This is a genomic window from Microbispora cellulosiformans (assembly GCF_008728085.1).
GTDB lineage: Bacteria > Actinomycetota > Actinomycetes > Streptosporangiales > Streptosporangiaceae > Microbispora > Microbispora amethystogenes.
The window spans coordinates 161,107-183,800 of sequence record NZ_VYTZ01000012.1 but is presented as its reverse complement, the minus strand read 5'-3'; the positions used below and the strand labels follow the sequence as shown (position 1 = coordinate 183,800).

20 protein-coding genes are annotated in these 22,694 nt (G+C 71.2%); 9 read left to right on the top strand and 11 right to left on the bottom strand.

All coding sequences use genetic code 11. The annotated features are described in order from the left end of the window. The 4 genes from F5972_RS28545 to F5972_RS28530 form a co-directional block, all read right to left on the bottom strand. Positions 1-1,311, bottom strand: a complete 1,311-nt coding sequence (locus F5972_RS28545; RefSeq protein ID WP_191910351.1) for a PhoH family protein — start codon at positions 1,309-1,311, stop codon at positions 1-3. Positions 1,312-1,557: 246 nt separating this feature from the next. Continuing rightward, complete coding sequence (locus F5972_RS28540) at positions 1,558-2,319, bottom strand: isoprenyl transferase (RefSeq protein WP_150937711.1); 762 nt, start codon at positions 2,317-2,319, stop codon at positions 1,558-1,560. Positions 2,320-2,433: 114 nt separating this feature from the next. Beyond that, on the bottom strand, positions 2,434-4,224 hold the full coding sequence (locus F5972_RS28535) for a phosphoenolpyruvate carboxykinase (GTP) (protein ID WP_150937797.1): 1,791 nt from the start codon (positions 4,222-4,224) through the stop codon (positions 2,434-2,436). A 286-nt stretch (positions 4,225-4,510) separates the two neighbouring features. Then, on the bottom strand, positions 4,511-5,029 hold the full coding sequence (locus tag F5972_RS28530) for a hypothetical protein (RefSeq protein ID WP_150937709.1): 519 nt from the start codon (positions 5,027-5,029) through the stop codon (positions 4,511-4,513). A 77-nt stretch (positions 5,030-5,106) separates the two neighbouring features. On the opposite strand from F5972_RS28530, the gene F5972_RS28525 reads away from it, so the two are divergent. Then, a complete protein-coding gene (locus F5972_RS28525) occupies positions 5,107-6,606 on the top strand; it encodes an MFS transporter (RefSeq protein ID WP_150937707.1) in 1,500 nt (499 codons plus the stop codon). Further along, entirely contained in the window at positions 6,584-7,216 is a 633-nt protein-coding gene (locus tag F5972_RS28520; RefSeq protein ID WP_150937705.1) for an acyl-CoA-like ligand-binding transcription factor, read from the top strand. Before F5972_RS28525 ends, F5972_RS28520 begins: the two co-directional genes overlap by 23 nt. Before the next feature lie 15 nt (positions 7,217-7,231). On the opposite strand, the gene F5972_RS28515 is transcribed toward F5972_RS28520, so the two are convergent. The 3 genes from F5972_RS28515 to F5972_RS28505 all read right to left on the bottom strand — a co-directional run bounded on the left by F5972_RS28515 (position 7,232) and on the right by F5972_RS28505 (position 9,736). After that, positions 7,232-8,608, bottom strand: a complete 1,377-nt coding sequence (locus F5972_RS28515) for a C40 family peptidase (RefSeq protein ID WP_225311980.1) — start codon at positions 8,606-8,608, stop codon at positions 7,232-7,234. 126 nt (positions 8,609-8,734) lie between these two features. Next, the gene (gene greA / locus F5972_RS28510) at positions 8,735-9,235 is read right to left on the bottom strand and encodes a transcription elongation factor GreA (protein WP_150937703.1); all 501 of its coding nucleotides are present in this window, start codon (positions 9,233-9,235) and stop codon (positions 8,735-8,737) included. Between the two features lie 75 nt (positions 9,236-9,310). Then, the gene (locus F5972_RS28505) at positions 9,311-9,736 is read right to left on the bottom strand and encodes a DUF4307 domain-containing protein (protein ID WP_150937701.1); all 426 of its coding nucleotides are present in this window, start codon (positions 9,734-9,736) and stop codon (positions 9,311-9,313) included. 146 nt (positions 9,737-9,882) lie between these two features. Here F5972_RS28505 and mca point away from each other — a divergent pair, with 146 nt between their 5' ends. From mca to F5972_RS28495, 3 genes are read left to right on the top strand one after another with little or no spacing between them, the layout of a single operon-like run. Continuing rightward, entirely contained in the window at positions 9,883-10,764 is an 882-nt protein-coding gene (gene mca, locus F5972_RS28500) for a mycothiol conjugate amidase Mca (protein ID WP_150937698.1), read from the top strand. A 9-nt stretch (positions 10,765-10,773) separates the two neighbouring features. Further along, positions 10,774-10,941, top strand: a complete 168-nt coding sequence (locus tag F5972_RS37510) for a hypothetical protein (protein ID WP_191910348.1) — start codon at positions 10,774-10,776, stop codon at positions 10,939-10,941. Beyond that, the gene (locus F5972_RS28495; protein WP_150937695.1) at positions 10,938-11,234 is read left to right on the top strand and encodes a GNAT family N-acetyltransferase; all 297 of its coding nucleotides are present in this window, start codon (positions 10,938-10,940) and stop codon (positions 11,232-11,234) included. The genes F5972_RS37510 and F5972_RS28495 overlap by 4 nt, the downstream gene beginning before the upstream one ends. A 185-nt stretch (positions 11,235-11,419) precedes the next feature. Here F5972_RS28495 and F5972_RS28490 read toward each other — a convergent pair whose 3' ends face one another. Further along, positions 11,420-12,583 (bottom strand): hypothetical protein, encoded by a 1,164-nt coding sequence (locus F5972_RS28490; RefSeq protein ID WP_150937693.1) that lies wholly within the window; start codon positions 12,581-12,583, stop codon positions 11,420-11,422. Positions 12,584-12,734: 151 nt separating this feature from the next. On the opposite strand from F5972_RS28490, the gene F5972_RS28485 reads away from it, so the two are divergent. Next, positions 12,735-14,762, top strand: coding sequence for a thioredoxin domain-containing protein (locus F5972_RS28485; protein ID WP_150937691.1), 2,028 nt, complete (start codon positions 12,735-12,737; stop codon positions 14,760-14,762). Positions 14,763-14,961: 199 nt separating this feature from the next. Here the strand turns inward: F5972_RS28485 and F5972_RS28480 are convergent, their stop codons facing one another. Both F5972_RS28480 and F5972_RS28475 read right to left on the bottom strand, forming a co-directional pair. Next, positions 14,962-17,403 (bottom strand): transglycosylase domain-containing protein, encoded by a 2,442-nt coding sequence (locus F5972_RS28480; protein WP_225311979.1) that lies wholly within the window; start codon positions 17,401-17,403, stop codon positions 14,962-14,964. A gap of 186 nt (positions 17,404-17,589) precedes the next feature. After that, positions 17,590-18,057 (bottom strand): Lrp/AsnC family transcriptional regulator, encoded by a 468-nt coding sequence (locus F5972_RS28475; RefSeq protein WP_150937689.1) that lies wholly within the window; start codon positions 18,055-18,057, stop codon positions 17,590-17,592. Positions 18,058-18,153: 96 nt separating this feature from the next. Between F5972_RS28475 and hppD the strand changes: the two genes are divergently transcribed. The 3 genes from hppD to F5972_RS28460 all read left to right on the top strand — a co-directional run bounded on the left by hppD (position 18,154) and on the right by F5972_RS28460 (position 21,406). Next, positions 18,154-19,257 (top strand): 4-hydroxyphenylpyruvate dioxygenase, encoded by a 1,104-nt coding sequence (hppD, locus tag F5972_RS28470; RefSeq protein WP_150937686.1) that lies wholly within the window; start codon positions 18,154-18,156, stop codon positions 19,255-19,257. Positions 19,258-19,314: 57 nt separating this feature from the next. Further along, on the top strand, positions 19,315-19,851 hold the full coding sequence (locus F5972_RS28465) for an RDD family protein (RefSeq protein WP_150937684.1): 537 nt from the start codon (positions 19,315-19,317) through the stop codon (positions 19,849-19,851). 76 nt (positions 19,852-19,927) lie between these two features. Continuing rightward, complete coding sequence (locus F5972_RS28460) at positions 19,928-21,406, top strand: M1 family metallopeptidase (RefSeq protein WP_150937682.1); 1,479 nt, start codon at positions 19,928-19,930, stop codon at positions 21,404-21,406. 9 nt (positions 21,407-21,415) lie between these two features. Here F5972_RS28460 and ilvA read toward each other — a convergent pair whose 3' ends face one another. After that, positions 21,416-22,678: a threonine ammonia-lyase gene (gene ilvA, locus F5972_RS28455; protein WP_150937679.1), complete on the bottom strand. Its 1,263-nt coding sequence runs from the start codon at positions 22,676-22,678 to the stop codon at positions 21,416-21,418. Between the last annotated feature and the right edge of the window lie 16 nt (positions 22,679-22,694).

The following is a 22,694-nucleotide window of genomic DNA, read 5'->3' as shown; positions in this document are numbered from 1 at the left end:
TCAGAGCGTGATGTTCTCCAGCATCTCGGTCACCAGGGCCGCGATCGGCGACCGCTCGGACCGGGTCAGCGTGATGTGGGCGAACAGCGGGTGGCCCTTCAGCTTCTCCACCACCGCGAGCACGCCGTCGTGCCGACCCACCCGCAGGTTGTCGCGCTGGGCGATGTCGTGGGTGAGCACGACCCGCGAGTTGGCCCCGATGCGGGACAGCACGGTCAGCAGCACGCCGCGCTCCAGCGACTGCGCCTCGTCCACGATCACGAACGCGTCGTGGAGGGAACGGCCGCGGATGTGGGTCAGCGGCAGGACCTCCAGCATGCCCCGGTCGATGACCTCCTCGATGACCTCCGGAGTCGTCACCGCGCCCAGCGTGTCGTAGACCGCCTGGGCCCAGGGGCCCATCTTGTCGTTCTCCGTGCCGGGGAGGTAGCCGAGCTCCTGGCCGCCCACGGCGTACAGGGGACGGAAGACGATGATCTTGCGGTGCTGGCGGCGCTCCAGCACCGCCTCCAGGCCCGCGCACAGTGCGAGCGCCGACTTGCCGGTGCCCGCGCGGCCGCCCATCGAGACGATGCCGACGTCGGGGTCCATCAGCAGGTCGAGCGCGATCCGCTGCTCGGCGGACCGGCCGTGCAGCCCGAAGACCTCCCGGTCGCCCCGGACCAGCCGTACCGACTTGTCCGGCATGACGCGGCCGAGCGCCGAGCCGCGGCTCGACAGCAGCCGCAGACCGGTGTGGCACGGCAGGTCGCGCGCCTCGTCGATGTCGGCCGTGCCCGCGTCGAAGAGCGTGTCCATCTCCTCGGTGGTGACCTGGAGCTCCGCCATGCCGGTCCAGCCCGACTCGACCACCATGCCCGCGCGGTACTCCTCCGCGCAGAGGCCGATGGACGCGGCCTTGACCCGCATCGGCAGGTCCTTCGACACCAGCACCACGTCCGCGCCCTCCGCCGCGAGGTTCTGGGCGACGGTCAGGATGCGGGTGTCGTTGTCACCCAGGCGGAACCCCGCCGGGAGGCAGGACGGATCACTATGGTTCAACTCGACCCGGATGGTCCCCTCGCCGATCGGCATGGGCTCATCCAGCCGTCCGTGCCGCACTCTGAGGTCATCGAGGAAGCGGAGCGCCTCCCGGGCGAAGTAGCCGAGCTCCGGGTGGTGACGCTTGGCCTCCAGTTCCGTGATGACGACGATCGGGACGACGACCTCGTGCTCGGCGAAGCGGCTCAGCGCCGCCGGGTCGGCGAGCAGGACGGAGGTGTCCAGAACGTAGGTGCGGGATGTGGACGGGTTGCTCGAGGACACTGCCACGCGTTCTCCCCCGGGCGCCTGAGGCCGGCGCCCTGCCTTGACTGGTGGTGACCGGACCGGGCCCGTGACCTGCGAAGGCAGACCGGGCGTCCGGCCCTCCCCGCATGGTGGTCGCGCAAGGACGGGCCCTCTCCCGAGGTGGTGACCGCCGATCCTCTCGACGGCCGCTCAGCTACCACGGTACGTAACGAAAGTCCCCAGCCCAATAGGTTTAGCCTGGTTAAAAGGTGCTGGTCACGTACCGTCTCAGGAGCCGTACCGACGGTGTCGCGCGGCGTACGAGCGGAGCGCCCGCAGGAAGTCGACTCTGCGGAAGTCAGGCCAGTAGGCCTCGCAGAAGTAGAACTCGGAGTGGGCGCTCTGCCAGAGCAGGAATCCGGAGAGTCGCTGCTCTCCCGAGGTCCGGATGACGAGGTCGGGGTCGGGCAGGCCGCGCGTGTAGAGATGCTCCGCGATGTGCTCCACGTCGAGGACCTCGACGAGGTCCTCGATGCTCGCGCCCTTGCTGGCGTGCTCCTGGAGGAGGGAGCGCACCGCATCAGCGATCTCACGCCTTCCTCCATACCCAACGGCAACGTTCACAATCAGGCCGGGGCGATGCGATGTGGTTTCTTTCGCGTTTTTGAGGACACGAGCCGTGTGATCGGGCAGAAGGTCGAGCGATCCCATCGGGTTGACGTGCCAGCCCTGGTCCACGAGATCCTGCACCAGGTTCTCGATGACCTGGAGCAGCGGACCCAGCTCGGCCTGGTCCCTGGAGAGGTTGTCGGTGGACAGCAGCCACAGCGTGACGTAGCCGACCCCGGCCTCCCGGCACCACCCGAGCAGCTCGGAGATCTTGTCGGCGCCCTTCTGGTGGCCCCGGCTGACGTCCCGGAGGCCCATGGCCCGCGCCCACCTGCGGTTGCCGTCGACGATGACGCCGACGTGCCGGGGAATCTGGGTGGAGGACAGCTTCCCTTCGAGCCTGCGCTCGTACAGCTTGTACACGAGATCGCGCATGCTCATGCGACCCTCTTCCTCACGACCGGTGGGGGGTTCGGTCACCAATTATCGCGGGCGGCGCGGCGTGCCCCGCCCGCTCTCCTCCGGCTTCCCCGGCGCGCGGGCCGTACGCGTGACTCAGCCGAGCCGCTCGACCAGGGCGTGGTATTCGTCCCACAGCTCCTGCGGCATGTGGTCGCCGAAGGTGGCGAAGTGGGACGGGATCAGCGCCGCCTCCTCCCGCCACACCTCGGGGTCGACCCCGAGCAGGAGCTCCTTGTCCTCGGGCGCGATGCCGAGGCCCTCGGTGTCGAGCGCGTCCGGCAGGTTGCCGATCGGCGAGGGCACGGCGCCGGCCGTGCCGTTCAGCCGTTCGACGATCCACTTGAGCACCCGGCTGTTCTCGCCGAAGCCCGGCCACAGGAAGCGGCCGCCGGCGTCCTTGCGGAACCAGTTCACGTAGTAGATCTTCGGCAGCTTCTCCTGGACGGCCGACTCGCCGATCCTGATCCAGTGCGCGAAGTAGTCGCCCATGTTGTAGCCGCAGAACGGCAGCATCGCGAACGGGTCGCGGCGCAGCTCGCCGACCCTGCCCTCGGCCGCCGCGGTCTTCTCCGACGCCACGTTGGCGCCCAGGAAGACGCCGTGCCGCCAGCTCAGCGACTCGGTCACCAGCGGCACGGCGGTCGCCCTGCGCCCGCCGAACAGGATGGCCGAGATCGGCACGCCGGCCGGGTCCTGCCACTCGGGGGCGATCGTCGGGCACTGCTCGGCCGGGGTGGTGAACCGGGCGTTGGGGTGGGCGGCGGGCTCGCCCGACTCCGGCGTCCAGTCGCGGCCCTTCCAGTCGGTGAGGTGCGCGGGCGGCTCGTCGGTGAGGCCCTCCCACCAGACGTCGCCGTCGTCGGTCAGCGCGACGTTCGTGAAGACGCTGTTGCCCCACAGCGTCTCGATCGCGTTGGCGTTCGTGGTCTGGCCGGTCCCGGGCGCGACGCCGAAGAAGCCGGCCTCCGGATTGATCGCGTACAGCCGGCCGTCGGCGCCGAAGCGCATCCAGGCGATGTCGTCGCCGATCGTCTCGACCTTCCAGCCCGGGATCGTGGGCTGGAGCATGGCGAGGTTGGTCTTGCCGCAGGCCGACGGGAAGGCGGCCGCGATGTACCGCGCCTCGCCCTCCGGCGGCGTGAGCTTGAGGATCAGCATGTGCTCGGCCAGCCAGCCCTCGTCGCGTGCCATCACGCTGGCGATCCGCAGCGCGTAGCACTTCTTGCCCAGCAGCGCGTTGCCGCCGTAGCCCGAGCCGTACGACCAGATCTCGCGGGTCTCGGGGAAGTGGCTGATGTACTTGGTCCGGCTGCACGGCCACGGCACGTCGGCCTGGCCGGGCTCCAGCGGCGCCCCCACCGAGTGCACCGCCCGGACGAAGTCCTTGCGCTCCTCGATGAGGCGCAGCGCCTCGTCGCCCATCCTGGTCATGATCCGCATCGACACCACGACGTACGGCGAGTCGGTGATCTCCACGCCGAGCTGGGAGAGATCACCGCCCAGGGGGCCCATGCAGAACGGCACGACGTACATCGTCCGGCCCCGCATGCAGCCCCGGAACAGCGTGGCGAACGTCGCGCGCATCTCGTCCGGCGCGATCCAGTTGTTGGTCGGGCCCGCGTCCTCCTCGCGCTCGGAGCAGATGAACGTGCGGTCCTCCACCCGGGCGACGTCGCTCGGGTCCGAGGCCGCGTAGAAGCTGTTGGGACGCTTGACGAGCCGCCGGAAGGTGCCCTGCTCGACCAGAAGGTTGGTCAGGCGCGTCCACTCGGCCTCCGAGCCGTCGCACCATTCGACGCGGTCCGGCTGGGTCAGCTCCGCGATCCGGCTCACCCAGGCCGCCAGATCGCTGTGAGTGGTGGGCGTCGGTACATCTACTGAAATGGACACGGGGGCGGCTCCTTAATCTCTCAGGGCCTGAGCATCATCCGCGGCGAACGGCTCCCGAAGCCAATTGGAGTAGACCATCGACTTTCCACTCCCGCTTAATTCGGCACCATTCTCCATCACGATCCCCGACGGCATCCGCCCAGGCAGGGGCCGTGATGTTGTGCGACCTTACCCACTCGGGCCCTGTCGAAAAAACGTCTTTCCCCTCCTTACCCGCCTCACCGGCGTTACACATTGGTATAGACCGATCGCAATGGTGTAGACCTCTTCGCGAATTGGTTCAGTCCAATCCGCCGGGGCCCTCCGCCCTGACGCGGTCGACGTGCTGGAGGGCATCGCGCAGGTCAGCGAGCCAGTTGTCGGTGTGCTTCCCGACCAGCCGGACGCACCAGGCCAGCGCGTCGCTGCGGCTGCGCGCCACACCAGCGGCGACCAGGGTGTCCAGCACCTGGCGCTCCGGCTGGCGCAGGCGGGTCATGACGGGCACGGAAAGAGTGGTGAACATCACTGTCTCACCACCCGCGACGACCCCCCAGGAGACCTTGCGCCGGAAGCGGTGCTCGGCCTCGCGGGCGATCTCGATCCGGCGCTCGCGGGTCTCCTCCCGGAACCGCTCGACGTACCCCTCGACGGCCGCGGCCCGTTCGAGGTCCGGCAGCCCCTCGGCCACCGACAACGGCGGCAGCGTCCCGAGCACGGTGATCTCCTCGCGGTCCACGACCACCTCCGGCCGGTCGGCGAACCACGCCTCCGGCAGTCGGCCGATGAACCACGCCTTCAGCTGTTCTTCCGCATCCATGTAATCAAAATTACATTGCCGTCGAGCTCGACGGCCTTGATTGACAGTCACTAGTTTTTGATAGTTACTATCAATTCATGGCTTCTTCCACTTCTCGTTGGTGGGCGCTCGGCGCCCTCGTACTGAGTGCCCTGGTGATCGGCATGGACGCGACCGTGCTCAACGTCGCCCTGCCCACGCTGGCGGCCGATCTGCGCGCCACGAACGGCGACCTGCAGTGGATCGTGGACGCGTACATGGTTCCGTTCGCCGCGCTGATGCTTCCCGCGGGAGCGCTCGGTGACCGCCTCGGCCGCAGGCGGGTGCTGCTGGCCGGGCTCGTGGCCTTCGGGATCGCCTCGGTGTTCGCCACGTACGCGAACGGCACCGGCGCCCTGATCGCGGCCCGCGCGCTCATGGGCGCGGGCGGCGCCGTGATCATGCCACTGGCGACCTCGATCCTGCCGGTGGTCTTCGACGCGCGTGAGCGGGGCCGCGCGATCGCCGTCTTCACCGCCGCCATGGCCCTCGGCCTGCCCCTCGGCCCCATCGTGGGCGGCTACCTGCTCGACCACTTCTGGTGGGGCTCGATATTCCTCGTCAACATCCCGGTGGTCGTCGTGGCGGTGGTCGCGGCGGCCGTGTTCATCCCCGAGTCCCGCGACCCCGCCGCGCCCCGGACCGACCTGCCCGGCGCGCTGCTGTCGGTGACGGGCCTGGCGGCGCTGGTGTACGGCGTCATCGAAGCGCCGGCCCGCGGGTGGGGCGACGTCCGCGTCCTCGCCGGCCTGACGGCCGGGGTGGTGTTGCTGGCGGCGCTCGTCCGGGTCGAGGCCCGCGTCCGGCGGCCGATGCTGGATCTCGGCCTGTTCCGCGACCGGGTCTTCGTGTGGGGCGCGGCCGGCGCGACGTTCGTGAGCCTCGGCATGTCGGGCGTGCTGTTCGTCGTCCCCCAGCACCTGCAGGCCGTGCTCGGCCACGACGCCTTCGGCACCGGCGTCCGGGTGATCCCGATGGTGGCCGGGCTCATGCTCGGAGGTCTCGCCGGAGAGCGGCTCACCGCCCGCCTCGGGCTGCGCCTGGTGATGCCGGCGGGCCTGGTCGTGCTGGCCGCCGGCTTCTGCCTGGGCGCGACGACCTCGGCGTCCTCGGCGTACGGGTTCGTCGCGGCGTGGCTCGCCGTCCTCGGGGCGGGCGTGGGGCTGGCCATGGTGCCCGCGATGGACGGCGTGCTCGCCACACTGCCCGAGGAGCGGTCGGGCTCGGGCTCGGCGACCCTGCAGACCGTGCGCCAGGTCGGCGCCGCGCTGGGCGTGGCCGGCCTCGGCAGCCTGCTTTCGGGGGCGTACGCCTCCGGCCTGCCGGACGGCGCGCCGGAGGCGGCGGGCGACTCGATCACGGCCGCGGCAGCCCTGGGGGACGCCACGCTCCTGCACGCCGCCAGGGATGCGTTCGTCGCCGGCATGGACCTGGTCCTGCTGGTCTGCGGGGCCGCGTCGGCGCTGGCCGCCGTCCTGGTGGCCGTCTTCCTGCCGAGGAGCACGGGCAGGGACGGAAAGACGGCAGAATCGGGACATGAGCTCACCGCAGCGCGCTGACCGGACCCCGCACCCCTCCGATCGCGTTGTCACGAGCCTGCGTGAGCGCAAGAAGGCCAAGACCCGGCGGACGATCCAGGAGGAGGCCCTGCGGCTGTTCGCCGAGCAGGGATACGACGCGACGACGGTCGAGCAGATCGCGGAGGCCGCGGAGGTCTCCCCGAGCACGTTCTTCCGCTACTTCCCCACCAAGGAGGACGTGGTCACCCAGGACGACTACGACCCCATCCTCCTGGAGGCGATCAGGGCCCAGCCGCCGGACCTGCCCCCGCTGACCGCGCTGCGCGCGGCGTTCCGCACCGCCTTCGAGTCGATGGGGCCGGAGGAACTCGACCGGACGCTCGCCCGGACCAAGCTGTCCACCTCCGTGCCCGCCCTGCGGGCACGGATCACGGAGGGGCTGTTCGCCACGATCGACATGCTCGCGGGCGCGATGGCCGAGCGGGCGGGCCGCGACCGCCGCAGCCCCGCCGTACGGGCGCTCGTCGGCGCGGTCATGGGAGTCATGCTGGCGTCGCTGTTCACCTGGGTGGAGCAGGACGGCAGGACTCCGCTACCCGTGCTGCTCGACGAGGCACTCGGCTATCTTGAGGCCGGCCTGCCGATATAGGGCACGGCCGGTGGGTCAGCGGACCCGGGCGGAGACCTGGGGGCTGACCCGGACGACTCCGGCGAGGTTCTTCGTGTAGACGTTCGCGATCTTCACGACGTCGCCGGTGTGCGGGGCGTGCAGCATCTTCCCGTTGCCCCAGTAGATGGCGACGTGCGAGATGTAGCCGGGGTTGGTCGGGTCGTTGCGCCAGAACAGCAGGTCGCCCGGCTGCGCCTGCGACAGCGGCACCTGCGGCCCGGTGACCCACTGCTGGTACGTCACCCGCGGCATCTTCACGCCCGCCTGCGCGTACGCCCACTGCACGAGCCCGGAGCAGTCGAAGCTGTCCGGCCCCTCGGCGCCCCAGACGTACGGCCGGCCGAGCTTGCCGACGGCCGCCTCCAGCGCCACCTTGAGCTGGTCGGCGGACATGAACGCGGTCGACGGCCACACTGTGCGCCCCTTGGGCGTGACCACCACCGGGTTGATCGTGGCGACCTGGCTGCCCTTGGGCAGGATCTTCAGCAGGCTCCGGCGGAGCCTGGCCGAGTCGACCTTCGGCGCGCTCACGACGAGGGCGTTGCCGTCCGGGACGCCGAGCGCCGCCGCCGTGTCCTTCGAGACGATCGCGGCGATCGAGCCCATGCCGACCGTGGCGTACGCACCGATGCGCAGGCGCCTGCCCCCGCCCTCGACGACGGACCCGAGCTTGACCCCGCCGTCGTGGCCGAGCTCGAAGGAGACCGCCATGTCCCCGGCCGCGATGTTGCGCCACAGCCCGTCGGTGCCGGCCGTCACCTTCGGCGTGTACGCCCGGAACGTCGACGGGTCGACGCCCATCGTCTGCACGCGCTTGCCGTCCACGGTCACGTCGGCCGCGCCGGTCACCTCGGCGTCCGCCACGCCCTTCACCCGGCGCACCTTCTCGACCAGTTCGGCGGGCAGCGGCTGCTCGGCCACCACGAACAGGTGCGGGCGGATCAGGCGCTCCAGCGGCGCCACCTGCGCCGCCGGGCTCTGCGGCGATCCCGCGGCCGGGCCCGCCGTCGTGTCGGGGGCCGTTCCGGGCGCCGTCCCGGCGCGGTCCTGCCGCGCCGCCGCCACGTAACCGTGGCCCGCACGCCGCTGGGAGACCGCCGCGGTCACATCGGGGTTCGCGGCGTCCGACGTGAGCTCGCCGAGCGCGAGGACGTCGGCCGCCAGCACGCACACGAGCAGCACGGCGATGAAGGGGACCGTCCTGCGCGACCCGGCGGCCCGCCGGGTGAGACCGTGCCGTCCGCGATTGGGCCGTCCGAGGTTGTGCCCGGGGAGACGCGGCCGGTACGCGAGGTCCTGACGCGCCTCGAAGACCGCTCTGGCGAGTTTCCTGCGGACACGGGTGGATAAGCGCGCTCGGCGTTCGAGCACGATCTCACCCCTTCCGCAGCGAATGCTTCGTTCCACGACGAGACTGCCGTACGGCCGGGAATACCGCAATCGATTGCAGAATTCCCGGCCGGGGCGAAAAGGGACAAGACCTGTGGGCCACGGCCCCTAGTTGCCGACGTACGGCACGGCCTCGAGGATCTCGACGCTGTTCTGCCTGCCGTTCGGCATCGTGTAGGTCGCCTGCTCGCCGACCTTCTTGCCGTTGATCGCGGACCCGAGGGGAGAGTTCGGCGAGTAGACGTCGATCGGAGCGCCGCTCTCCTCGCGGGAGGCCAGCAGGAAGGTGACCTCCTCGTCGTCGCCGTCGAAGCGGACCGTCACGGTCATGCCGGGTCCGACGATGCCTTCGGCGCGGGGAGCCTCACCGACCCTGGCGCTGTCCAGGATCTGGCGGAGGTGGAAGATGCGGGCCTCCATCTTGCCCTGCTCGTCCTTGGCGGCGTGGTAGCCACCGTTCTCCCTGAGGTCACCCTCTTCCCGGGCGGCTTCGATCTTCTTGGCGATGTCCGTGCGACCCGGGCCCGAAAGGTACTCGTACTCCTCCTTGAGGCGGTCGTACGCCTCTTGCGTCAGCCAGGTGACGTTGTCGTTCTGGGAGACGGCCACGGGCTCTCCTTGTTTCCGTAAGTGACTCGAAAGGCTAACGAGTTAACGCCTTCGAACGCTTCCCCAAAGATTCCACTATACGAGATCGCAGTAGTCGACATGTACCGCCGTGGCCTGCGCGCTTGTTCTCACCCGCTCGGTGAACTCGAGGTCCGACCGGCCCTGTGGGACGTCCACCTCACGGCTGCCGACCTCCAGGTGCCTGGTGTCGAGCGCCTGGATGCGGCACGTCGCCGCCCGGCCCGCGGGCTTGCTCACGGTGAACGTTATTACGGCGGAGTCCGGAGCGCTCGCGTCGAAGGTGATCACCTGGGCGCTGACGACCGGATTCCCGTTCGCGCGGAGCATGACGTAGCCCCAGCCGCCCGCGATCAGCGCCACGACCAGCGCAATCACGACGTACGGCACCAGCCGGCCGGGCCGCGCCGGGCGCGGCGCGAAGTCGTCCGGCGTGCCGAGCACCGGGCGTGTCCCCCCGCCGCCGGCCTCATCGGTGGGCATCGCGGAATCTCCCTGAGGTTTGTCGGTGTTGTGCGAGACGATCGTCCGCACAGGGGACCGTGCCGGCGCGGGCCATGCCGGTCCGGTGCGCACGGTCACTAAGAAGCTAACCTCTTTGACAGCCAGAGGACACCATGAGGAGAGCCGTGAGCGCACCGTTGAGGCTGATGGCCGTGCACGCGCACCCCGACGACGAGTCGAGCAAGGGTGCCGCCACGATGGCCCGCTACGTCGCGGAGGGCGCGGAGGTCCTCGTCGTCACCTGTACGGGTGGTGAACGCGGCTCGATCCTCAATCCCAAGATGGACCGGCCCGACATCCTCGAGAACATGGGCGAGGTCCGCCGGCAGGAGATGGAGAAGGCCCGCGAGATCCTGGGTGTGCGGCAGCGCTTCCTCGGGTTCGTCGACTCCGGCCTGCCGGAGGACGAGAACGAGCCGCTGCCGGAGGGCTGCTTCGCGCTCCAGTCGCTGGAGGCGGCCTCGGCGCCGCTCGTCGCCGCCGTGCGGGAGTTCCGGCCGCACGTGATCCTCACGTACGACGACAACGGCGGCTACCCGCACCCGGACCACATCATGACCAACCGGGTGTCGGTCGAGGCGTTCGAGGCGGCGGGCGACCCGGACCGCTATCCGGGCACCGGCGAGCCGTGGCAGCCGCTGAAGCTCTACTACCACATGGGCTTCACCAGGGAGCGGTTCGAGGCGCTGCACAACGCGATGACCGAGCGCGGCATCGGCTCGCCGTACGCCGACTGGATCGCCCGCTGGGAGGACCGCCCGGAGAAGTGGGAGGTCACGACCAGGGTGCCGTGCGCGGACTACTTCGAGCTTCGCGATCTCGCCCTGCTCGCGCACGCCACCCAGGTCGACCCCGACGGCTTCTGGTTCGTCTGCCCGAGGGATCTCCAGGAGGAGGTCTGGCCGACCGAGGACTACCACCTCGCGCGGTCGCTGGTGGACACCACGCTGCCGGAGGACGACCTGTTCACGGGGATCCACGCGGAGGCCACCCCTGCCCGCTCGTAAGCTGGTCGGGTGGACGCAAACAGCTACGGGCCGGGTCTCCTGGGCTTCCTCGTCGTCGCCGCGATCGGCGTCGCCCTGTTCCTCCTGCTGAAGAACATGAACAAGCAGATGAGGAAGATCCAGGTGCCGGACGACCGCCGCGAGGACGAACGGCACGGGAACGGACCGGACGCGTGAGCGCGGTCGAGGTCGTCGCCGACCCGGCCGCGTCGCGCTACGAGATCCTGGTCGACGGGGTGGTCGCCGGGTTCGCGCAGTACCGGATGCGGGACGGCGCGATGGTCTTCACGCACACCGAGGTGCGCGGCGAGTACGAGGGCCGGGGGCTGGGCGGCCATCTGGTGGGCGCCGCCCTCGACGGCGCGCGTACGGCGGGGCTGAGCGTGGTGCCCCTGTGCTCGTTCGTGGCCTGGTACATCCAGCGCAATCCGGAGTACCGCGACCTGGTGGACGACGACTACCGGAACTAGTGCCGCGACCGACAAGATTTGCCCGGGCGGAGCGGTGTCCAGAGTGGTGCATCGCAAGGCGGAGGAGGAGCTCGTAGCGGAGCCTACGAGCGACGACGACAACGCGGCGAGGTGCCGCTCTGGGCGACGCGACGGGGCAAAGATTGGCGGGAGGGGCACTAGGGTCGACACGGCCGGGTGAACCGTCAGTCGGGCAGGGCGGGACCGGAGGACCAGGCGCGCTCCAGCGCCTTGGGCAGGCCCCACCAGCCGAGCGGGGTCAGCACCTCCGCCCGGTCCACGATGCCGAGATGCGCCCACAGCGGGGTGACCGCCGTGAAGAGCATCTCCGTCGCCTCCAGGTCCTCCGGCTCGTCCGGGTCGACGTCGACGTCCTCGGAGTCGGCGATGAACCGGGCGATCCGCTCGGGTGAGGCGAGCACACCGGGGCCGTACCGGACGAGGGTGATCACCGAGGCGAGCCAGTCGGCGTGGTGGATGGCGCACAGCGAGGCCAGTATCGAGTCCTCGTGACTGAGGTCGCCCTCCATGTCGAAGAACCGGGCGGCGTCCTCCTCGTCCGGGAGGTCGGAGATCGGCGCGGCGATCCCGGCGGCGACCGTGAGCCACAGGTCCTCGTCCCGTTCCGGCAGGTCGCCCTCCTCCAGGCCGGCGCACGCGCGCAGCACGTTGCCGGGATAGCCGGGCCGGCCCAGCGTGACGCGCAGCCGCCGGGCGGCCATGCGGAGGTCGGCCTCGGGGAAGGGCGGCTCGGGCAGGTCGTCGAGCACCCGCCGCAACTCGCTCAGCGCGAAGGCCTCCTCCTCGTCCCAGGCGGCGTACAGCTCCTTGTCCTGCTCGTCGTTGACCACGACGTTGGGCACCCGGCCGTCGGGAAGCGGCGTGCCCAGCCAGTTTTCCTGGAGTTCCTCGTAGGCGTGACGAGCCCCGGAGTCCCCGGCGGCCAGCGCGTCCGCGTCGATCTCCCCGGCCGCCAGGCGCTCCTCCAGGAACTCGACCAGCCGCTCGTACATCTCGGTGGCCACCGGGCCGCGCTCGCTCTCCTCGGGCCACAGGAAGTAGCTGCGGGTGAGCATGATCGGCTCGGTGCCGCTGGACTCCAGCCAGCGTTGCACCTCGCCCACCGTGGCCACGCCCGACTCGATGCTGGTCAGCACCGCCTTGGCGGACTCCCAGAACGCGACCGACAGCGGATTGCCCGCGGCGAGCAACTGCCGCCGCAGGTCGGGAAGGGCGACCAGGGCCTGCCCGGACGGCACGGCCAGCAGCACCCGGGCGACGTCCCGCCGCGTCATGGCGGCCGCCGGGCGTCCCGAGTGCCTGACCGCGAAGTCCAGATCCAAGCCCACGTCCTGTGAGCCTACGCCCGGACGCGCCCGAACACATCCCCGCGTTCCCCCCGCGCGTTCCCTCCGGGCCGTTTCCCGGACGCGGCGCGCCAAGCATCCCAGTGAGCCGCACTCGCGTAGGGCCTTTCTGAGCGTGTGAGAGGCTGGCCGTATGAACCGGCTGGGCGGCGAGACCTCTCCTTACCTCCTGCAACACGTGGACAACCCGGTGGACTGGTTTCCGTGGGGCGAGGAGGCGTTCGCGGAGGCGCGCAGGCGTGACGTCCCCCTGCTGATCAGCGTCGGCTACTCGGCGTGTCACTGGTGTCATGTCATGGCGCATGAGTCGTTCGAGGACGAGCCCACCGCGCGGCAGATGAACGACCTGTTCGTCAACGTGAAGGTCGACCGCGAGGAACGCCCCGATGTGGACGCCGTCTACATGGGCGCCGTCCAGGCGATGACCGGGCAGGGCGGCTGGCCGATGACGGTGTTCGCCACGCCGGAGGGGCATCCGTTCTACGCCGGGACCTACTTTCCCCGGCCGCACTTCCACCGGCTGCTGCAGGCCGTCTCGGAGGCCTGGCGGCAGGACCGGGAGGGCATGCTGACCCAGGGTGCGAAGGTGGTGGAGGCACTCGGCGGGCAGACCGGGGTGCCGTCGGGCCCGCTGCCGGACGCCGGCACGCTCGCCCTCGCCGTACGGAACCTCGCGGAGGGCTTCGACGACCGGCGGGGCGGCTTCGGCGGGGCGCCGAAGTTCCCGCCGTCCATGGTCCTGGAGTTTCTGCTGCGGCACGGCACGCCCGAGGCGGTGTCCATGGCCGAGGCGACCATGGAGGCCATGGCCAGGGGCGGCCTGTACGACCAGCTCGGCGGCGGCTTCGCCCGCTACTCCGTCGACGCCGACTGGGTGGTGCCGCACTTCGAGAAGATGCTGTACGACAACGCGCTGCTGCTGCGGGTCTACGCCCACTGGTGGCGCGCGACGGGCTCGGTCCTCGCCCGGCGGGTGGCGCTGGAGACCGCCGAGTGGCTGCTGCGGGAGATGCGGACCCCGGAGGGCGGCTTCGCCTCGGCCCTCGACGCCGACAGCGAGGGGCCGGACGGCGCCCACGGCGAGGGCCTGTTCTACGTCTGGACGCCCGAGCAGCTTCGCGAGGTCCTCGGAGAGGACGACGGCGCCTGGGCGGCCTCGGTGTTCGAGGTCACGGGCACGTTCGAGCACGGCACGTCGGTGCTCCAGCTTCTGGCCGACCCCGACGATCCGGAGAGGTTCGACCGAATCCGTACGGCCCTGCGCGCCGCCCGGGAACGGCGCCCGCGGCCGGGCCGGGACGACAAGATCGTGGCCTCGTGGAACGGGCTGGTGATCGCCGCCCTGGCCGAGGTGGGCGCGCTGTTCGAGCGTCCCGTGCTGGTGGACGCCGCGCGGGAGGCGGCCGTGCTGCTCGACGACCTGCACACGGTGAGCCGCGGCCCGGCCCGGCTGCTGCGCACCTCACGCGACGGCCGGGCGGGGACCAACGCCGGCATGCTGGAGGACTACGCGAACACGGCGGAGGGGTTCATCGCCCTTTACGGCGTCACCGGCGAGAGCCGCTGGTTCCACCGGGCGGGCGACCTGCTGGAAACCATCCTGACCCGGTTCCCCGACGGCTCCGGGGGGTTCTACGACGCCCCGGACGACGGGGAACAACTGTTCCAGCGGCCCGCGGACCCCACCGACAACGCCACCCCGTCCGGGCGGTTCGCGGCGGCGGGCGCGCTGCTGTCGTACGCCGCGCTGACGGGTTCGGCCCGGCACCGGGAGGCGGCCGAGGCCGCGCTCGGCGCGGTCTCCACGCTGGCCGGGCGGTACGCCCGTTTCGCCGGATGGGGTCTCGCGGTGGCGGAGGCCGCCCTGCGGGGGCCGGTGGAGGTGGCGATCGTCGGCCCGCCCGGCGACGCCCGCACCCGGGCGCTGCACCGGGCGGCCCTGCTGTCCGAGGCGCCGGGCCTGGTGGTCGCCCTCGGCGACGGATCCGCCGGCAACGGATCGGTGGGCGACGGATCAGGAGACGCCGGATCGGTGGACGTGCCGCTGCTGGAGGGACGTGGCATGATCGGCGGTTCCCCCGCGGCCTACGTGTGCCGCCGCTTCACCTGCCGGGCGCCGGTGACCACCCCCGCCGAGCTACGGGCCGAACTGGCCAACTGACGCAGGGCCGACGCCCGCTGCCCATCCCCCTGCCGATCGCCCCTGCCGATCGCCCCTGCCGATCGCCTCGGTCGCGTCGACGGTGCCTCACGGCATCGCCCCACCCGGGGGCCGTCTTCACCGGCATCTCCGCCGTAGCTCCCCCCGCCTCGTGACGCACCACTCCAGACGCCGCTCCATCCGGGGGTTCCGGCGCGGTTCACGGCAGCAGGCCCGTGGGGGCTCCGCCGGCGCTCCTTCTGCCGCCCGTGCCGACGCCGCCGGTGCCCGCGCCCGTGCGGTCGGCGCCGGTGCGGTCGGCGCCGCCGGGCGCGGGGGCGTCCTGCACGGTGCCGGGCCCGCCCGGCGCGCTCCCCCCGTCATCGACCCGGCCCGGGTCGTTCGGGCGGAGATCGTCTGGGAGGAGACCGTTCGGGCGCAGGTTGTTGGCGCCGCCACCGCGCTCCGGACCGCCGCCGTCCTGGCCCGTGCCGTCAGGGCCGGTTCCGCCGGGCTGTTCCTCGTCTCCCGGCGCGCCGGGAGGCAGCCCCGGCGCCCCCGGCCCGTACGGCGGGAAGGTGGCCGAGGGGTCCATCGGGATGGCGTTGGGATCGCCGCTCGGCTGGGGCGTGGCCCTGCCGTAGTCCCAGGAGTAGTAGGGGTTCCAGGTGACCGGCTCGGGGAACTCCTTCACCGGCTTGCCCTCCATGGCGGCGCCCACGAAGGTCTTCCAGATCTCCGCGGGAAGCGTGCCGCCGTACAACTCGCCGTATCCGGGGACGGTCACCGGCTTGTTGTCGTCGCGGAACATGTCGACGGCGACCGCCAGTTGCGGGACGTACCCGGAGAACCAGACCGCGGCCGACTCGTCGGTGGTGCCGGTCTTGCCGGCCGCCGGCCGGTCCCACAGCCGCGCGGCCGTGCCGGTGCCGTTCAGCACGACCTGCTCCAGCGCGTACGTCGTGTCGGCGGCGGTGTTCTCGCTGAAGGCCCGGGTGCCGGGCGGCGAGAACGTGCGGACGAGCCCGCTGCCGTCGGTGACGGACCTGATCACGTGGGCCTCGCGGTGGATCCCGCCTGCGGCGAAGGTGGCGAACCCGGAGGCCTGCTGCACGGCGCTCACCGACGCCACCCCGAGCGGGAGCGTGGCGGCCTTCGCGTGGGGGGCGAGCTGCGCCTCGGGGATGCCGGCCGCCCGGGCCGCCGCGACGACCTTGTCGAGGCCGATCCGCTGCCCGAGGTCGACGAAGGCGGTGTTGACCGAGTATTGCGTTGCCTGGGCCAGCGGAATCGCCGGGCCGTAGGACCTGCCGCCGGAGTTGGGGATGCTCGCGGACCCGATGGTGATGGGCGAGTTGCCGTACACCAGCGTGTCGAGCCCGTATCCGGCTTCGAGCGCCGCGGCCAGCGTGTAGGGCTTGAAGGTCGATCCGGCCTGGACCTTGGCGGAGAAGGCGTTGTCGTACTGGTTGGTCTCGTATCGCCCGCCGTAGAAGGCGACGACCTCACCGCTGCCGGGGTCGACGGCCGCGAGGCCGGTGCGGACCTTCTTCGGGGTGCCGTCGGGCAGCACCGACCGCACCGCTTCGGCGGCGAGGGACATGAGCTTCTTGTCGAACGTCGTGGTGACCTTCAGGCCGCCGTGGTTGATGTCCTCGTCGGTGAAGCCCAGCCGGTTGAGCTCGGCCCGCACCTGCGCGAGCATGTAGCCGTTCTGGCCGCCCAGGGACAGCGGCGGCCGCTGCCTGGCGAGTGTGGGGAACGTCTGCGCCCCGGCCTCCTCGCGGCTGATCGCGCCGATCTCGCGCATGCCCTGGACCACCGACGCCCACCGCGCCCTGACCGCGTCGAGTGCGGCGCCGGTGGGATCGGCGAAACGGGTGGGCTGCTGGATCACGGCGGCGAGGTAGGCCCCCTCCGCCGGCGTGAGGTTCTGCACGTCCTTGTCGAAGTAGGCGCGGGAGGCGGCCTGGATGCCGTACGCCCCGCGGCCGAAGTAGATCGTGTTGAGGTAGCGCTCCAGCACCCAGTCCTTCGGCTTGGAGCGATCCACCTTGAGCGCGATCATGATCTCCTTGAGCTTGCGCCCGACGGAGCGTTCCTGGCCGAGGCCGCTGTAGTAGTTGCGGACCATCTGCTGGGTGATCGTGGAGCCGCCCTGAAGCTGCTTGCCGGTGACCGTCGACCAGAGGGCACGCGCCGTGCCCTGCACGGAGACGCCCTGGTCCCGGTAGAAGGTGCGGTTCTCGGCGGCGATCACGGCGTCCCTGACCACCTTGGGCACCCGTGAGAGCGGCACGTTCTTGCGGTTGACGCCCTCGGTGGCGAGGACCGTTTTGCCGTCCCGGTAGTAGATCACCGATCCCTGGGCGGTCGCCAGCTCCTGGGTGCCGCCCGGAATCGGGGTCAGCGCCCACACGACGGCGAGGAACACGACCAGCCCGGCGATCGAGGTGGCGAGGCAGACGAGCAGGACGCGCGGAAGCCGCCGGCGTCCACGGCGTCTCGGCCGTCCACCACCGTCCCCCGAGTCTCCGTGTGCGCCGCCCCCGCCTGCCCCGGCCGCGCCGCCGTGCGCCGCACCCGGCGCGACGGCGCTTCCCTCGCCCGGGCCCCCCTCGGCCGAGCCCTCCCCGACCGGGCCCTCCCCGGTGTTGCCCACCCTGTGACCCCCGATAAGTCCGATACCCCCGATACGCCCGCTTGTGGCCCCGTGAGCTGGGCGAATGCAACCACGGTAAACGATGGCCCACGATGGTTCCGCACTCCCCGTCACCTCTGTGGAAAAGATGCCCCGCGGACAAGCGCCTGTGGATAAACCGCGCCAACATGACCCCCCGCGCCCCGATCAGCCGCCCGCCGCCCGTACGAGGGGAAGGGTCCGGTACGGCACCGGCGTGTCGAGCGCGATCACCGACTCGGTCCGCACGACCCCCTGCACGTCCACGATCAGGTCGATGACGCGCTGGAGGTCGGCGTTGCTCCGGGCGACCACCCGGCAGAGCATGTCTCCCCCGCCGGTGATCGTGTGGACCTCCAGGACCTCGGGGATGCCCGCGAGCTGGTCGGCCACCGGCACGTGCCCCGCGACCTGCCTGATGTGCAGCGTCACGAAGGCGGTCACGTCGAAGCCGAGCGCGGCCGGATCGATGTCCGGGCCGTAGCCCGTGATGACCCCCTTCGCGGCCATTCGATCGAGCCGTGCCTGCACCGTCCCCCGGGCGACGTCGAGCCTGCGGGAGCACTCCAGCACGCCGATCCTGGGCTCGGCGGCCAGCAGCGCGACGAGCCGGGCGTCGAGGTGGTCAATCGTCATAACGATTTCCCCTTCACAAGCATAGAGACTGAGCAACTTGTCCACCGAATCAACTCACTGTTGCACAATTTGGCTACACCAACCGACAGTTGTCACATGAACGATGTCTTTCCGGTTCACGGCATGGACGCGGTGGTCTTCGCGGTCGGCAACGCGAAGCAGGCCGCCCACTACTACTCGACCGCCTTCGGGATGCGCCTGGTGGCCTACCGGGGGCCGGAGACCGGCAGTCGCGACGAGGTGGCGTACGTCCTCGTCTCGGGGTCGGCGCGCTTCGAGCTGCGCGGGGCCGTACGGGCGGGCACGCCGCTCGCGCGGCACGTGGCCGACCACGGCGACGGCGTGATCGACCTCGCGCTGGACGTGCCCGACGTGGAGGGGGCTTACCGGTACGCGCTGCAGCAGGGCGCCCGGGGGCTGGAGGAGCCCCACGTCGTGGAGGACGAGCACGGCAAGGTCGTCGTCGCGGCGATCGCGACGTACGGCGAGACCCGGCACACGCTGGTCGACCGGGCCAACTACACCGGCCCCTACCTGCCCGGATACGTCGCGGCCGAGCCCATCGTCGCGCCTCCCGCGGTGAAGAACGGCCGGTTCTTCCAGGCGGTCGACCACTGCGTCGGCAACGTCGAGCACATGGAGGAGTGGGTCGGGTTCTACGAGAAGGTCATGGGCTTCACCAAGATGGCGGAGTTCATCGGCGACGACATCGCGACCGAGTACTCCGCGCTGATGTCCAAGGTCGTCGCGGACGGCACCCGCAAGGTCAAGTTCCCCCTGAACGAGCCGGCCGAGGGCAAGAAGAAGTCGCAGATCGAGGAGTTCCTGGAGTTCTACGGCGGCCCGGGCGTGCAGCACGTCGCGCTGGCCACCAACGACATCGTCGCGACGGTGGACGCGATGCGGCAGGCCGGCGTCGAGTTCCTCGACACGCCCGACTCCTACTACGACGACCCGGAACTGCGCTCCCGCATCGGCGAGGTCCGCGTGCCGGTCGAGGAGCTGAAGAAGCGCCGCATCCTGGTGGACCGCGACGAGGACGGCTACCTGCTGCAGATCTTCACCAAGCCCGTACTGGACCGCCCGACCGTGTTCTACGAGCTCATCGAGCGCCACGGCTCCCTCGGCTTCGGCAAGGGCAACTTCAAGGCCCTCTTCGAGGCCATCGAGCGCGAGCAGGAGCGCCGGGGCACCCTCTAACGCACACTTTGCGCGTGCCGGGCTTTGCCCGAAGGGCGGCGGGGTGACCATTGAGCCATGGGAACGCCGCCGCCTCCGGGAAGCCCGTACGAGGAACCCCCATCCGGGGGATCCCCGTACGAGGGACCGCGGAGTCCCTGGACGCCCCCTCCCTTCGGGCAGACGGCGCCGCGGCTCGCCGGGCGGTGGCGGCGGCTGTTCGCCGGGATCGTGGACGCCGTGATCGTCTCGCTGATCACGGCGCCGGTCACCTGGGACGACTGGAGGGCCGCGTACGACGACGTGACGGGCGTGGTGACGAGGATCCCGGCCAGTGACGGCCTCGTCGTCGCGGTGATCGGGTTCCTCTACTACTGGCTGCTCCAGTCGTACTGGAACGGGCAGACGGTGGGAAAGCGGCTCTTCGGCATGCGCGTCGTCCGGGAGACCGGGGAACCCGCCGGTATCGGGCCGGTCGCGGTGCGGCAGGCGGTGATGACCGTGCTCGGCTCGCTCTGCTGCCTGGGGCTGGTCGACCTCGGGTGGATCCTGTTCGACCCCAGGAAGCAGGCCCTGCACGACAAGGCCGCCCGGACCCTCGTCGTGGACGCCTGAGCCCCCTGTGAGCAGGGGAGACACCCTGACGTGGCGACGCGGAGCACGCCTCCGCCTCGCGTAGAGTGGCGACTCTATGCCGCTGAACCGTTCTCCAGTCATCCCGGCCGTCCCGGCGATCGTCTGCGCCGTCGCCGTCGCGACCGCCACGGCCTGCGCGCCGTCCCAGAGCGCCGCCGCCTCGGCCTCGCAGGGCGCGACCACTGTCGCGGCCCCGCCCGTGGCCACCGCGCGTACGGCAGGCACGGGAAGCACGACGGGCGCTCCCGGGATCGGGGACCCCGACTTCCCCGGTGACGGCAACGGCGGCTACGACGTCGAGCACTACGACCTCACACTGTCCTACGACCCGGCGTCGCGGAACCTCGCGGGCAGCACGGCGATCCGGGCGAAGGCCACGCAGGACCTGACGTCGTTCGACCTCGACCTGCACGGGCTCACGGTGAGCCGGGTGACGGTGGACGGCGCGGCGGCCACGTTCGACCGGCGGGACGACGAGCTCGTGGTGACACCGGCCGGGCGGATCGCGGGCGGCGGGAAGTTCGCGGTGACGGTCGACTACTCCGGCGTGCCCCAGTCGCTGCGGTCGGCGAGCCTCGGCGAGTACGGCTTCATCGCCACGCCGGACGGCGCCTTCGTCACCTGCGAGCCGAACGGCGCCAAGACGTGGTTCCCCGCCAACGACCACCCCGCCGACAAGGCGACGTACGACTTCCAGATCACCGTGCCCGCGGGGCTGACCGCGATCGCCAACGGGGAGCTGTCCGGGACGCCGCGCACCACGGCGGGAAAGACCACGTTCGTCTGGCGCGAGAAGCACCCGATGGCGAGCTACCTCGCCACGATGACGACCGGGAAGTTCCAGGTGCGCACCGGCACGAGCGGCGGTGGGCTGCCGATCTACGCCGCCGTGGCCGACTCGTTCCGCGGCTCGCTCGACACCCTGATCACCCAGACGGGCAGGATCACCGACTACTGGTCGAGCGTCTTCGGGCCGTACCCCTTCTCCTCCACGGGCGGGGTGATCGACGACCACGCGGTGGGGTACGCGCTGGAGAACCAGACCAAGCCGATCTACGGCGGCTTCACGCCCGAGCCGGCCATCATCGCGCACGAACTGGCCCACCAGTGGTTCGGCGACAGCCTGAGCATCGGCCGCTGGCGTGACCTGTGGCTGAACGAGGGCTTCGCGACGTACGCCGAGTGGCTCTGGGCGGAGCACAACGGCCAGGGAACCGCCGACGCGACCTTCCGCCGCTACTACGCGAACGAGGCGGACGCGATGTGGAGCTATCCCCCGGGGGTGGCCCGCGCCGACGACCTGTTCAACGCCGCGGTCTACACGCGTGGCGCGATGACGCTGCACGCCCTGCGCCGGGAGATCGGCGACCAGAAGTTCTTCCCGCTGATCAGGCAGTGGACCGCCGCGCACCGGTACGGCAGCGTCACGACGCCCGAGTTCGTCGCGCTGGCCGAGCGCGTCTCCGGGAAGAACCTCAAGCCGCTGTTCGACGCCTGGCTGTTCCGGCCGGGACGCCCGGCGCCGGTCGCCTGACCCGCCCGGTCAGGGCCGCAGAGCCGCGACGACGCCCTCGCCGCCCAGCTGGAGGCCGTACTCCGCGTCGATGCGGTAGCCGTGCCGCCGCAGCGCGCCGAGCACCTCGTCGCCGTGCGCGGGCCCCCGGGTCTCCAGTTGCAGCAGGACCTCGGCCTCGTCGAGGTGCAGCCGGGAGCCGAACCGCTCGTGGACCACGTCGAGCACGTTGACCCCGAGATCCGCCAGCCTGGCCAGCAGCACGGCGAGCGCGCCGGGCCGGTCGGTCAGCCGGATGCGGAAGGCGAGGTAGCGGCCGGCCGCGGCAAGGCCGTGCCGCAGCACCCGGGCCAGCAGCAGCGGGTCGATGTTCCCGCCGGACAGCACGGCGACCACCGGAGGCTCGAACGCCTCGGGATGGTCGAGCAGCGCGGCCACCCCCGCCACGCCGCCCGGTTCCACCAGCAGCTTCGAGCGTTCGAGGCAGAGCAGCAGGGCCCGCGACAGCGACTCCTCCGAGACGGTGACGACGCTGTCGACGAGGTAGTGGATCAGTTCGAACGGCAGCTCGCCCGGCTGCCCGACCGCGATGCCGTCGGCCATCGTCGACGTCGGCACGACCATCACCGGGTGGCCCGCGGCCAGCGAGTCGGGATAGGCGGCGGCCCGCTCCGCCTGGACCCCCACCACCTTGATTCCCGGGCGCTGGGACTTCACCGCGAGCGCGACGCCCGCGGCCAGGCCGCCGCCGCCGATCGGCAGCACGATCGTGGCCGTGCCGGGAAGCTGCTCCAGGATCTCCAGGCCGACCGTGCCCTGCCCGGCGACGACGTCGGGGTGGTCGAACGGGTGGATGAACACCGCCCCGGTGCGCTCCGCGTGCTCCCTGGCCGCCCGGAGGGCCTCGTCCACGGTGTGCCCGGCGAACACCACGTCCGCGCCGTACGCCCGGGTGGCCTCCACCTTCGGCAGCGGCGCGCCCTCGGGCATGTAGACGGTCGCCTTGGCCCCGAGCAGGGACGAGCCGAGCGCCACCCCCTGGGCGTGATTGCCCGCGCTGGCCGCGACCACCCCCCGGGCCCGCTCCTCCGCGGTCAGCCGCGCGATGCGCACGTACGCGCCGCGGATCTTGAACGACCCGGCCCGCTGCAGGTTCTCGCACTTGAGGTGGACCGAGCCGCCGACGGTCTCGGACAGCACCCGCGAGTGCAGCACCGGCGTCAGCGCCGCCACCTCGGACAGCATCGCGCGCGCGGCGACGACGTCGTCGTACGTCACCTGTGGGACAGCCATGCGCCCATCATCACAG